Origin of the sequence: Pseudomonas cichorii, assembly GCF_018343775.1 — a bacterium.
GTDB classification, from domain to species: domain Bacteria; phylum Pseudomonadota; class Gammaproteobacteria; order Pseudomonadales; family Pseudomonadaceae; genus Aquipseudomonas; species Aquipseudomonas cichorii.
The window spans coordinates 3,550,180-3,563,856 of sequence record NZ_CP074349.1 but is presented as its reverse complement, the minus strand read 5'-3'; the positions used below and the strand labels follow the sequence as shown (position 1 = coordinate 3,563,856).

Below are 13,677 nucleotides of genomic sequence, written 5' to 3'. Positions count from 1 at the left end.
GCATGTTGGAGATCTCTCCATGCCTACGCCTACCGTTCACTCCAATGCCTTCAACTTTCTCAGCGCGGTTCAGGCCGGTGTCGACCCGCGCACCGGGCAGTACACCTGCCTCATTACCTTGCCCGAACTCAAGGCCAACCACCTGTGCGGGCCTACGGTGCCCCTCAGCCTCGGCTTCAGCCCCATGAGCCCCCGCAACACCGGGTTCGGCAAGGGCTGGAGCGTGCGCCTGTCGCACTTCGATACCGTCTCGCGCATTCTCTCGCTGTCCACCGGGGAAACCTTCCGCATCGAAGGCTCGGCCAGCCAGCCCACCGTCCCCGAACGCAAGATCGACAGTTTTCATTTTTCCGTCGAGGCCACCGGCCGCTATCGGGTGGCCCACAAGTCCGGCCTGGTGGAAATCCTCACCCTGCGCGGCGGCGACACCCAGGCCTGGGTCAGTGAAATCCACTCCGCCGAAGGCCATCGGGTCAGCCTGGCCTACGAGACCTTTGCCGACGAAACCGTGCTGCGCAGCGTCAGTGACGACTATGGCCTGCTGCTCGAGATTACCCGCCCCAACTCCGCGCAGATCAATGTCGACTTGCACCCCGGTCAAGGCAGCGGCGGCGAACCCCTGGTCCGTTTCAGCCTGATGCTCAACAACGGCGAAGTCACCCGCATCGTGCTGCCGACCGACAATCAGGCCGCCTGGCGCTTCCAGTACGAACTGATCCATGAATACCTGTGCATGGCGCAGGTACACAACCCGCTCGGTGGCCATGAACTCATCACCTACGACGCTCAGGGCCATGAGTTTCCGCAGAACCGCTACCCCTCGCTGCCCCGCGTGTCACGGCATGAGCAGCGCCCCGGCTTCGGCCAGCCGTCGGTCGAGGTGCGTTATCAATATTCCAACACCAACTTTCTGGGCTTCAACGCCAGCGGGCTGATCTGGGACGACGATGGTCTGGACAATCTCTACAAGGCCAATCAGAGCTACACCTACACCAGCACGGAAATGCTCTGGTTCGATGGCAAGGCCTTGCGCACCACGGTGCGGGCCTTCAACAACTTCCACCTGCTGACCGAAGAAACCGTCACCCAAAGCGACAATGTGCTCAGCACCCGCACCACATATCACAGCACGCCGGGCTTGCCCTTCGACCAGCAACCGGCCCAGTGCCAGTTGCCCCGTGAAGTACTGAAGATCTGGTATCACCCCAGCGCTTCCAGCCAGACCCACGAGGAAACCACCCGCACCACCTTCGACACCTTCGGCAACCTGCTGACCCAGGAAAACCCCGACGGCACCCTGGAAACCCGGCGCTATTACCCGGCCGCCGGTGGCGATGGCTGCCCGCCCGACCCGCAAGGTTTTGTAAGGACCGTGCAGGACACCACCGTCACGCCGGTCCCCGGCGCGCCCGGCGAGGCCCCGGTATTGCGCACGGCGTATCGCTACGCGCTGCAAACCGGCGTGGGTGGCGGCGCAACGCCCGGCTGGCTGGCCGTGACCGATGAGCGTCTGCTGCAAGTGAACGGCCTGGATGAAACCGAACTGCAACACACCGCGTTCACCTACATCCACCAACCCACCGATCGTTATCAGCACGGGCGCAAGTTGCAGGACACCCAGACCCTCAATGGCCTCTCGACGATCACCGACTACACCTACCAGAGAACCCGTAATGCCCGCGCCGGGGAAACCGTGCAGCACACCATCATCAGCCTGAGCACCAGCTTCGATACCGTGCGCAAGACCCATACCCTGCAACACTCGCTGCTCAACGGCCAGCCACTGCTCAACCGCGACGACAACGACGTGGAAGTCGCCTACCGCTACGATGCGCTGGGCCGGGTCATCGAGGAAACCGCAGCCCCTGGCACGCTCTACGAAGCTTCGCGCCATTATCGCTATGTGCTCAGCGCCGTGGACGGTCAACAGGCCGAACAGGAAACCACCAACGTCAAGGGGATCAAGACCCGCACCTTGCTCGATGGCATGAACCGTGTGGTGAAGGAGTTGCGGCAGGGCGCCGACGAGAACAAACCTGCCGATTACTTCCAGACCTACAGCGCGCTGTACGACGCTCGCGGGCTGTTGACCGAGGACACCGAGAGTGACTGGCTGCTGGTGGAAGTCGAGGATGAGCCGGAGTTGCAATTGCGTGAACTGCCCCTGACCAACACCTACCAATACGATGATTGGGGTGAACAGCGCAGTGTCACCGGCCCGGACGGGATCGAGCGGCACAAGGTCCAGGACCCCATCAAGCGCACCACCAGCGAGTGGCAGGCGGGGATGGGCAAGACCGTCACCGTGAACAATCTGTTCGACAAGCCTGATTCTATCGAGCGGCTGGCGCTGGATGAGTCGCGTATCAGCCTCGAAACCACGACTTACGATGGCCTTGGGCGAACCTTCGGGCAATTCGATGCGTTGCGCAATTACCGGGAGTCCAGTTATGACGCCTTTGACCGCCTGCGCATCAGTCAACTGCCTGACAGGGCACAGGTAGAGCGGACCTACGCCTTGCACAGCCGCGAGGACTTGCCTGTATCGATTGCTGTCGATGGCGTGGTAGTAGGCGAACAGACATTCGATGGTTTGAAGCGCATGACCGACTCCACCATTGGTGGCCGGGTCAGCCGGTTCGAGTATTCAGGCGCTCAGCTACAGCCCGGCAAGGTCTATACGCCAGGCGGCGAGGCCATTGATTATGTCTACCAGCCTCAATTGGGCGATCAACCGGTCCAGCGCAAGATGCTGAGCAGCACGGCCGATTACACCTATGACCTGCAGAGTGCCCGGCTGCTGAGCAGCAAGGAGCAGGATCAGGAGCTGGAGCGCGATTACTACAGCAATGGCGAGATCAAGGAGGAGCGCAGGGTTCAGGGCGGCGAAGCCTATGCCATGCAGTATCGCTACAGCTTAAAGGGGCTTTTGCTCAGATATACCGATGTACTCGGCCAGACCCAGACTTATCGCTATGACGAAAGCGGTCGGCTCGAACAGCTCGATGCTGGCGCGCTGGTCTCGGCTTTTGGCTATAACGCCCAGGGTCTGCTCGACAGCATCACAACCGTGGACAGCGGCCAGAGCCTGAGTGTCAGCCTGGAGTATGACGATGCAGGTCGTGAGGTCTTGCGCAGTTTTACTCTGCCGGGAGGAACGATACAGCAACTGGTTCAGGCCTATGACGCGGCCGATCACCTGAAACAGCGCACCTTGAAAGAGGGCAGTACGGTGCTGCGTGATGAAACCTTCGTTTACGATTCACGGGGGCGACTGGAGCGGTACACGGCTTCCGGCCCTGATGCGCCTGTGGACCCGCAGGGCAAACAGATCCAGAGCCAGACGTTCAAGTTCGATGCGCTCGATAATATCCTGAGCGTTGAGACGGTCTTCGCAGGTGGCAGCAATGTTGCCGATTACGAATATACCGGGCGCGACCCGACCCAGCTCAGCGCCGTGCGTAACAGTCATGTCGATTACCCTGCCAATATCGAGCTGGAGTACGACGATAACGGCAACCTGATTCTCGACGAAGCCGGGCGCGGGCTTGAGTACGATGCCTTGGGCCGCTTGCTCGCGGTGTCCGAAAACGATGGGTCTGCCGTGGTGGATTATGGCTATGACGCGCAGGACAGCCTGACCCGCTCCAGCGAAGCGGGTACTCATGAGCAGCGTTTCTATCGGGAGGGGCAACTGGCAAACCAGTTGCGTGGCGCGCAGCAGCGAACCTTTATCGGGAGCAGTGATACCTTGCTGGCCGAACGTCTGGGCGGAGCAACGGCTGCGACTTTTCTGCTGGCGACCGATGCAAAAAAGACGGTAATGGCTGAGGCCGATGCAGGCAGCGTCACGTCTGCCGAATATAGCGCTTATGGTCATCGCAGCGACACACCGGCAGTGGACAGCCGCTGCGCCTTCAACGGCGAACTGCGTGAGCCGTCCACGGGCTGGTACCTGCTCGGTCAGGGGTATCGCGCCTATAACCCGTTACTGATGCGGTTTCATAGCCCGGACAACCTGAGCCCGTTTGATCGGGGAGGGGTGAACCCTTATGCGTATTGCCTGGGGGATCCGGTCAATTATCTGGATCCGGACGGGCATTTGCCGAAATGGTTGATGCCGGTCATCGGGATTGGGCTTTCGATTGTGGGCATTGTTGCCAGTGTTGCCTCATTGGGCGCGGCGACTCCTGCGGCAGGTGCTGGTGTTGCTGCCGGTTGGGCGGCGTTGAGTGCGTCTGCTCAGGTGTCGATCGCGGTTGGGATTGCATCTGGAGTGACAGGGATTGCCAGTGGTGTGGCGTCGGTTGTTGCTCCTGATTCTGATGCAGGTGCGATTTTGGGGTATGTTTCGGCAGGGTTGGGGGTTGTGAGTGCGGTGGCTGGGGTTGGGTCGTGGATCAATGCTAAAAGCATTCTGGATAAAAAAAATGCTGCTGAGCTTCTGAGGCTGCAAAACGTGAATCGAATGAACCGGGCTGGAGCCTCTTCCTATGTTCCTCATCCCGATGTAGCCGGATATGAAGGTTTGTTTTGGCGAGTTTATGGGGCTGATGACCTCTTGGCTGAGGCTTCTCCTGGGGCACTGCCTGCAAGAGTTACCCGGCAGCCAGACCTCACTCGCGCTCAGCGCCTACGTAAAAGACTTGACAAGGTTTTAAGCGACACTGATAGGCCGCTCACTATTCTTGATGTGACAAATCCTTCCAACACTACTGTGCTGAGACGATTGGGTTATGTCGAATCTGTGTCCTAAACGTTGATGCTATTGGAGCTGCTGAACTAACCAAACACCTCCTGCACGAAACTCACCCGCTGTTCGGGCGTCTCCTTTATCCCCTGGCGTGCCAGTTCTTCCAGACGCGCCTCAACCGCCAGGGTCCGGTGAGTCAGCCCGCAGTTGTTGGCGATCTGGATATTCAGGCCGGGGCGGGCGTTGAGCTCAAGGATCAGCGGGCCTTTTTCCTGGTCCAGCACCATGTCTACGCCGATGTAGCCCAGGCCACACAGTTCGTAGCACTCGGCGGCGAGTTTCATGAAACCGTTCCAGTAGGGCAGTTGTACACCGTCCACGGCATTGGTGGTGTCGGGGTGCTTGTTGATGATGCTGTTGAGCCAGGTGCCTTCGAGGGTCACGCCGCTGGCCAGGCCCACGCCGACCCCGATGGCGCCCTGGTGCAGGTTGGCTTTGCCGCCGGACTGGCGCGTCGGCAGGCGCAGCATGGCCATTACCGGGTAGCCCATCAGCACGATGATGCGGATATCGGGCACGCCTTCGTAGCTGATGCTCTTGAATATCTGGTCCGGAATGACCCGGTATTCGATCAACGCCCGGTCACGATGCCCGCCTAGCGAGTAAAGCCCGGTCAGGATGCTGGACACCTGATGTTCGATGTCCGAGTGGGTGATGATGCGCCCCGAGACCGTTTTGTAATGCCCCTCGAAACGGTCGGCCACCACCAGAATTCCGTCTCCGCCAGCGCCTTGTGCGGGCTTGATGACGAAGTCGGTATGCTGGCCGAGGATATCGCCGAGGCGGTCGATTTCCTTTTCCGTGGAAATGACACCATACATTTCCGGGACCTGGATGCCCGCCTGCATGGCCCGTTCCTTGGTGATGATCTTGTCATCGACAATCGGGTACAGGCTGCGCTTGTTGTACTTGAGCACGTAGTCGGCATTACGCCGGTTGATGCCCATGATGCCCTTGGCTTCCAGGGCTTTCCAGGTCTTCCACAAACCGATCATTTGGCGTCTTCTGCTTTGATGAATGCCTTGAAACGCAGCAGTTCGGTCAGGCGGTAGCCACGGTATCTGCCCATCGCCAGCATGAAGCCAACCAGAATCAGCAGCACGGCCGGGAAGGTGAAGACGAAGTAGGTCAATTCCGGCACGCTCATGATCAGGTGCGCCAGAGAGGCCGCGAACAGGGTGCCGATGGCCACTTTCATGGCATGGCCGCCACCGCGCTCTTCCCAGGTGATCGACAGGCGCTCGATGGTCATGGTCAGAATCACCATCGGGAACAGGGCCACTGACAAACCGCGCTCCAGGCCCAGTTTGTGGCTGAACAGGCTGATGGCCGCGATCAGCACCACGACGAAGGTCAGGACCACCGACAAGCGCGGCAGCATTTGCAGTTTCAGGTGTTCAAGATAGGAGCGTAGCGACAGGCCCAGAGCCGTGATCACGGTAAACAGCGCGATGCCGAAGCCCAGCTGGGTTTCCCTGAAGGCGAGGGCGATCAGCACCGGGGTGAAGGTTCCGAGTGTCTGCAAGCCGACCAGATTGCGCAGGATCAGGATAACCAGTACGCCAATCGGGATCATCACCATGATCATGAAGGTCTGCTGGGTTTGCAGGGGCAGGCCGTACAGCGAATAGGACAGGAAGTCCGTATCGGTGCTTTCATCGGTCAGCTTGGCCAGCCGCATGGCGTTCATTTCGCTGTTATTGAGGGTGAAACTGACCGTGGCCTTTCTGCCGCCATCGATGCTGATCAGGTTTTCATCGCCCGTCCACCACAGCAGCCGGTCATCCGGCAGACCGGCTTCGCCAGTGTCCGGGTTGAAATACAGCCACTCCTTGCCATTGAAACTGCGCAGCCACAGCTCGGGTGTCTGCGGCTGGTCGGTGATCAGGCGCAGGGTGTGTACCTTTTCCATCGGCACGTGGGCCATGGACAGCAGAAGCTCGGTGATCTGGGCTTTCTTGACGGCCGAGGTATCGCCCGCCAGCAGCAGCCTGGCGTTGTCGTCCTTGAGGTTGTTGACGCGCTTGATGGCCTCGCTGATGAAGGTTTCGACATCGGCGGAGTGGCGACGAATAGGCGCAAGCAGCGCTTCGGCGGCGATTTTCTCGGCGCCTTCTACCGCAATGCTGTCGCGAAAGATCGGGCCTTTGCTCTTGGGCTTGTCTGCGCCATAGCGCTTGGTCAGCACCAGTCGGTAATACAGCGTCTGGTTGCCGTTGGCGCGCCGTGAGGACCAGGTCACCTTGCGGTTGCCGTCAACGCGGTTGACGCTGACACCGTAATTATTGGAAATGAAGCTTTCGTTGAGGCTGATGTAGTCCGTAGTCAGGGGCGGGACGAACATCTGGATCTTGATCGACTCTTTACTGTTGGCCTGGAACTCTACCTTGGCGTCGATATTCCACAGGTTGTCGGTCTCGTCCTCGGTCAGCGGGATGCCGAGAATGACGATCTGATAGGCCGTGATCGCGATGCCCAGGGCCACCAGAAACGTGATCAGGATTTTCAGATGAAGTGTAAGAGAGCGCATTTATTTACTCTGCGTTTTGAACGACGGAGGCACAGGCGGGCTTGCCCGCCACAAATTTAAGACTTGGATCGACCAGCGCATCGAAGTGTTTGAGTGCATCGGAGCCAATCAAAAGCGGGTATTGGAAAGCACTTCGGTCGGTCAAGTTCACTTCAATGGTGCGTAAAACTTCACCCATGCAGATATCGAGGTTGATCACCGGGCGTGCGCTGTACTTTTTCTCGTCGTCCGGGTCGACATCGTCGGCTCGCCGCTTGATCTGGCTGATGCGCGTCAGGGGCTGTTCGATGGGGTGGGCGTGGCTGTTGTCGATGGCCAGGTAGAACCTGACCCAGTTCTCGCCGTTGCGCTTGAAGTGTTTGATATCACGCGCACTCAGCGATGCGGTCTTTGCGCCGGTGTCGAGTTTGGCGGCGACCTCAAGGTCAATGTTGGTGAGTCTGGCGTATTCGTTCAGGCCGTAGACGGTCTTGTTGGCGGCAGCGCACAGGGCAGGAAGAAACAGCAGACAGAGCAACGTGGTGAGGGTTTCGAGTCTCATAGGTCCTTGCGCAACAGGCGGAAAGCTTCAGGGCCGCAGCGCAGGTTTTTCAGCCTGGCGTGCTGGCAGGCCGTGTCCTTTGAAGAGCTGCACTGGGCAGATGCGGTCGCCATTCTAGCATGAAGGTTTCGTGATGCCAGTTATCACTGCCTGTCGTAGTAATGCCGATCAGTCAGGGCTATGAATAACGTTGTGGGAGGCAGCTTGTTTGTGTCTTCACTGATTGACATTAGCCTGTAGGGGAGGACGCCGTTGCATTGGTGGATTGTCGACAATCGCAAGAATTGTTTTGACGAAAATTGCCGTATTTACTAGATTTGTCCTCATGTAATTTTGAAGGTGTCGACAATATGCTGGATGCAGTCGAGGCTTCCACGGCCGTCGTCGAGGACTCGGAAACGCTTTCCGAAAACGTCTTCAGACGTATTCAGGCGGCTATCGTCAAAGGCGAGATCGCCCCCGGCAGCAAGATTTCCGAGCCGGAGCTGGCCCGCACCTACGGCATCAGCCGCGGGCCGCTGCGTGAGGCCATTCACCGACTGGAAGGTCAGCGACTGCTGGTGCGGGTTCCGCATGTGGGCGCGCGCGTCGTATCGCTCAGCCATGCCGAGCTGATCGAACTGTATGAAATTCGTGAATCCCTTGAGGGCATGGCCTGCCGTCTGGCCGCCGAGCGCATGACCGCCGAACAGATCGATGAGTTGCGCACTGTGCTCGATACCCATGAGCGCGATGCCGCGTTTCAGGCCGGAGTGGGTTACTACCAGCAGGAAGGGGATTTCGACTTCCACTACCGGATCATTCAGGGCAGCGGTAACAAGACCCTCAGCCAGATGCTCTGTGGCGAGCTTTATCAGTTGGTGCGCATGTACCGCATCCAGTTTTCCACCACCCCCAATCGTCCGCGCCAGGCCTTTGCCGAACACCATCGCATTCTTGACGCCATTGCCGAGCGCGACGGTGAACTGGCCGAATTATTGATGCGCCGCCATATCGGCGCTTCCAGACGCAACATCGAGCGCCATTACCAGGCGGCTCCCGACCGAGGTGAGAAATGAGTCACGACAATAAAACTCCCGGCCAGCGTTTCCGTGATGCCGTTGCCAGTGAGCAACCTTTGCAGGTCGTGGGGGCGATCAATGCCAATCATGCGCTGCTGGCCAAGCGCGCCGGGTTCAAGGCGATTTATCTGTCGGGCGGCGGAGTGGCCGCTGGCTCCCTGGGGATTCCAGACCTGGGGATCACCGGGCTGGATGATGTGCTGACGGATGTGCGACGCATCACCGATGTCTGCGACCTGCCATTGCTGGTGGATGTGGACACCGGTTTCGGTTCTTCGGCGTTCAACGTGGCGCGCACCGTCCGGTCGATGATCAAAGCGGGCGCGGCGGCCATTCATATCGAGGATCAGGTGGGTGCCAAGCGTTGCGGGCATCGTCCCAACAAGGAAATCGTGTCCCAGCAGGAAATGGTCGACCGCATCAAGGCGGCGGTGGATGCGCGAACCGATAGCAGTTTCGTGATCATGGCGCGTACCGATGCTCTGGCAGTCGAGGGCCTGGAGTCGGCGCTGGAACGGGCAGCGGCCTGTATCGAGGCCGGTGCCGACATGGTTTTTCCCGAGGCCATCACCGAGCTGAGCATGTACAAGCAGTTTGCCAATCGGGTGGGTGTGCCGATTCTGGCCAACATCACCGAGTTTGGTGCAACGCCGCTGTTTACCGTCGATGAGCTGCGCGCCGCTGACGTTTCGCTGGTGCTCTATCCTTTATCGGCATTCCGCGCCATGAACAAGGCGGCGGAAAACGTCTATGGCGCCATTCGCCGTGATGGCACGCAACAGAATGTGATCGACACCATGCAGACACGCATGGAGCTGTATGACGCCATCGACTATCACACCTTCGAGCAGAAGCTGGATGCGCTGTTCGCTCAGAAGAAGGGTTGATGTACACACTTGTGCCAATCGGCATGCATGGAATTCATCTGCGAAGAAAAACGAATCGCCAATTCCCGATAATTTCAAGAACTGGAGAATGCAATGGCTGAAGCAAAAGTATTGAGCGGCGCTGGCCTGCGGGGTCAGGTTGCCGGCCAGACTGCCCTGTCCACTGTCGGCCTCGCGGGTGCGGGCCTGACTTACCGTGGCTATGATGTGCGCGAACTGGCCGCCGAGGCCCGCTTTGAAGAGGTCGCCTACCTGCTGCTCTACGGCGAATTGCCGACCCAGGCACAACTGAACGCCTACATGGACCGCCTCAAGAGCCTGCGGGACCTGCCAAAGGCACTGAAAGAAGTGCTGGAGCGCATTCCCGCCGACACCCATCCGATGGATGTGATGCGTACTGGCGCTTCGATGCTCGGTACCCTTGAGCCGGAGCTGAGCTTTGAACAGCAGCGCGATGCCACGGACCGGCTGCTGGCCGCCTTCCCGGCAATCATGTGCTACTGGTATCGTTTCTCCCATGACGGCAAGCGCATTGATTGCGTGACGGATGAAACCTCCATTGGCGGCCACTTCCTGCACCTGCTGCTCGACAAATCCCCCAGCGAACTGCATCGCAAGGTCATGGATGTCTCACTGATCCTCTACGCCGAGCATGAGTTCAACGCCTCGACCTTTACCGCACGGGTCTGCGCTTCGACCCTGTCGGACCTTTATTCCTGCATCACGGCAGCCATCGGCACCTTGCGCGGCCCGCTGCATGGCGGTGCCAACGAAGCGGCCATGGAAATGATCCAGCGCTTTGCATCGGCCGACGAGGCCACCAAGGGCACTCTTGGGATGCTGGAGCGCAAGGAAAAGATCATGGGCTTCGGCCATGCGATCTACAAGGAGTCCGACCCGCGTAACGAGGTCATCAAGGGTTGGTCGAAAAAGCTCGCGGACGAAGTGGGCGATACCGTGCTGTTCCCGGTTTCCGAAGCCATTGACAAGACCATGTGGGAGCAGAAGAAGCTGTTTCCCAATGCGGACTTCTACCATGCCTCGGCGTATCACTTCATGGGCATTCCCACCAAGCTGTTCACGCCGATCTTCGTCTGTTCGCGCCTGACCGGCTGGGCTGCTCACGTTTTCGAGCAGCGCGCCAATAACCGCATCATCCGCCCGAGTGCCGAGTATGTCGGCGTCGAACAGCGCACGTTCGTGCCCATCGAACAGCGCTGAAGAGAGAAGGGGAGCCGCCCATGAGTTCCCCTCTCTACTCCCAAACTCCGTGATCGAGTCCCCGTGCCATGAACACTGAATACCGCAAGCCGCTTCCCGGAACCTCGCTGGATTACTTCGACGCCCGTGGGGCCATCGAAGCCATCAAGCCGGGTGCTTACGACCTGTTGCCCTACACCTCACGGGTGCTGGCCGAAAACCTGGTGCGCCGCTGTGATCCGGCCACACTGAAGGCTTCCCTGAGTCAGCTTGTGGAGCGCAGGCGCGACCTGGATTTTCCATGGTTTCCGGCGCGTGTGGTGTGTCATGACATTCTGGGGCAGACCGCGCTGGTGGATCTGGCCGGTTTACGCGATGCCATTGCTTCCCAGGGCGGCGACCCTGCGCTGGTCAACCCGGTGGTGCCGGTGCAGTTGATCGTCGACCACTCGCTGGCTGTGGAATGTGGCGGTAACGACCCGCAGGCTTTCGAGAAGAATCGGGCCATTGAGGATCGTCGCAACGAGGACCGCTTTCACTTTATCGACTGGACCAAAAAGGCCTTCAAGAACGTCGAAGTGATCCCGCCGGGCAACGGCATCATGCACCAGATCAACCTGGAGAAAATGTCCCCGGTGGTGCAGGTCCGCGAAGGCGTGGCTTTCCCGGACACCCTGGTGGGCACTGACAGCCATACGCCCCATGTGGATGCTCTGGGCGTCATCGCGATTGGTGTCGGTGGCCTGGAAGCGGAAAACGTCATGCTCGGGCGCGCCTCCTGGATGCGCCTGCCGGATATCGTCGGCGTCGAGCTGACCGGTCGCCGCGAGCCCGGCATTACCGCCACTGACGTGGTGCTGGCTTTGACTGAATACCTGCGCAAGCAGAAAGTCGTCGGTGCCTATCTTGAGTTTTACGGTGAAGGTGCATCGAGCCTGACACTCGGGGACCGGGCGACGATTTCCAATATGGCCCCGGAATACGGCGCCACTGCCGCGATGTTCTCCATCGATCAGCAAACCATCGATTACCTGCGCCTGACCGGGCGCGAGGACGAGCAGGTGCGTCTGGTGGAGCTGTATGCCAGACACACAGGGCTGTGGTCCGACAGTTTGCAGCAGGTGGACTACGAGCGGGTATTGAGCTTCGACCTGTCCAGTGTGGTACGCAATATGGCCGGGCCATCCAACCCTCATGCCCGCGTCGCCACCACGGACCTTGCGGCCAAAGGCATTGCCGGACAGTGGCAGGACGTGCCGGGCCAGATGCCGGATGGCGCAGTGATTATTGCTGCCATCACCAGTTGCACCAACACCAGCAACCCGCGGAACGTGATCGCGGCTGGCTTGCTGGCGCGCAACGCCAATCGCCTTGGCCTGAGTCGCAAGCCCTGGGTGAAATCGTCGCTGGCACCCGGTTCCAGAACGGTTGCGTTGTATCTGGATGAGGCGGGGCTCACTTCGGAGCTTGAGCAACTGGGCTTTGGCGTCGTGGCGTTTGCCTGCACCACTTGCAATGGCATGTCCGGCGCGCTGGAGCCGAAGATTCAGCAGGAAATCATCGAGCGCGATGTGTATGCCACGGCTGTGTTGTCCGGCAATCGCAACTTCGACGGGCGTATCCATCCGTATGCCCGGCAGGCCTTTCTGGCTTCGCCGCCGTTGGTGGTGGCCTATGCCATTGCTGGCACCATTCGTTTCGATATCGAAAACGATGTGCTGGGCATTGCCGACGGCAAGGAAATCCGCCTCAAGGATATCTGGCCGAGCGATGAGGAAATCGATGCAGTGGTCAAGACGTCGGTCAAGCCGGAGCAGTTCCGGCAGGTCTACATTCCGATGTTCGCTCTTGAGGAAGATTACGGCCTGAAAGTCGAGCCGCTGTATGACTGGCGCCCGATGAGCACTTACATCCGCCGTCCGCCGTATTGGGAAGGCGCGCTGGCCGGCGAGCGCACGCTCAAGGGCATGCGCCCGCTGGCGGTGCTGCCGGACAATATCACCACCGATCACTTGTCGCCTTCCAACGCGATCCTGCTCGACAGCGCGGCGGGTGAGTATCTGGCGAAGATGGGCCTGCCGGAAGAAGACTTCAACTCTTATGCAACTCACCGCGGCGACCACCTGACCGCACAGCGTGCCACCTTCGCCAACCCGCAATTGCTCAACGAAATGGCCGTGGTGGATGGCAAGGTCAAAAAGGGTTCGCTGACCCGGATAGAGCCAGAAGGCAAGGTCACCCGCATGTGGGAAGCCATCGAAACCTACATGGAGCGCAAGCAGCCGCTGATCATCATCGCTGGTGCTGACTACGGGCAGGGCTCGTCCCGGGACTGGGCGGCCAAAGGCGTGCGTCTGGCGGGTGTGGAGGCCATTGCTGCCGAGGGTTTCGAGCGTATCCATCGCACCAATCTGGTGGGTATGGGCGTCTTGCCGCTGGAGTTTCAGGCTGGCACCAATCGCCTGACGCTGGGGATCGACGGCACTGAGACATTCGACGTGATCGGCAAGCGCACGCCACGGGCAACCCTGACGCTGGTGATCCAGCGCAAGAACGGCGAGCGCCTGGAAGTGCCGATGACCTGCCGCCTGGATACCGCCGAAGAGGTGTCTATCTATGAGGCAGGCGGCGTGCTGCAACGATTCGCCCAGGACTTTCTGGAGTCTGCACAAGCCTGATATACCCTGTAGGAGCGAATTCATTCG

8 protein-coding genes are annotated in these 13,677 nt (G+C 59.6%); 5 read left to right on the top strand and 3 right to left on the bottom strand.

The features are described from left to right. Positions 1-19 precede the first annotated feature (19 nt). The gene (locus KGD89_RS14900) at positions 20-4,756 is read left to right on the top strand and encodes an RHS repeat domain-containing protein (RefSeq protein WP_025260564.1); all 4,737 of its coding nucleotides are present in this window, start codon (positions 20-22) and stop codon (positions 4,754-4,756) included. A 26-nt stretch (positions 4,757-4,782) separates the two neighbouring features. Here KGD89_RS14900 and KGD89_RS14895 read toward each other — a convergent pair whose 3' ends face one another. From KGD89_RS14895 to rloA, 3 genes are read right to left on the bottom strand one after another with little or no spacing between them, the layout of a single operon-like run. Then, entirely contained in the window at positions 4,783-5,745 is a 963-nt protein-coding gene (locus KGD89_RS14895) for an alpha-L-glutamate ligase-like protein (RefSeq protein WP_162883728.1), read from the bottom strand. Continuing rightward, entirely contained in the window at positions 5,745-7,283 is a 1,539-nt protein-coding gene (gene rloB / locus KGD89_RS14890) for an osmotic stress tolerance membrane protein RloB (RefSeq protein ID WP_025260563.1), read from the bottom strand. Before rloB ends, KGD89_RS14895 begins: the two co-directional genes overlap by 1 nt. Before the next feature lie 4 nt (positions 7,284-7,287). Further along, positions 7,288-7,824, bottom strand: a complete 537-nt coding sequence (rloA, locus tag KGD89_RS14885) for a retropepsin-like aspartic peptidase RloA (RefSeq protein WP_025260562.1) — start codon at positions 7,822-7,824, stop codon at positions 7,288-7,290. 350 nt (positions 7,825-8,174) lie between these two features. Between rloA and KGD89_RS14880 the strand changes: the two genes are divergently transcribed. From KGD89_RS14880 to acnD, 4 genes are all read left to right on the top strand, one after another. Beyond that, positions 8,175-8,882: a GntR family transcriptional regulator gene (locus KGD89_RS14880; protein ID WP_025260561.1), complete on the top strand. Its 708-nt coding sequence runs from the start codon at positions 8,175-8,177 to the stop codon at positions 8,880-8,882. After that, on the top strand, positions 8,879-9,772 hold the full coding sequence (gene prpB, locus KGD89_RS14875) for a methylisocitrate lyase (protein ID WP_025260560.1): 894 nt from the start codon (positions 8,879-8,881) through the stop codon (positions 9,770-9,772). Before KGD89_RS14880 ends, prpB begins: the two co-directional genes overlap by 4 nt. Positions 9,773-9,865: 93 nt before the next feature. Beyond that, complete coding sequence (prpC, locus tag KGD89_RS14870) at positions 9,866-10,993, top strand: bifunctional 2-methylcitrate synthase/citrate synthase (RefSeq protein WP_025260559.1); 1,128 nt, start codon at positions 9,866-9,868, stop codon at positions 10,991-10,993. Positions 10,994-11,061: 68 nt separating this feature from the next. Then, positions 11,062-13,650, top strand: a complete 2,589-nt coding sequence (acnD, locus tag KGD89_RS14865) for a Fe/S-dependent 2-methylisocitrate dehydratase AcnD (RefSeq protein WP_025260558.1) — start codon at positions 11,062-11,064, stop codon at positions 13,648-13,650. Positions 13,651-13,677 lie beyond the last annotated feature (27 nt).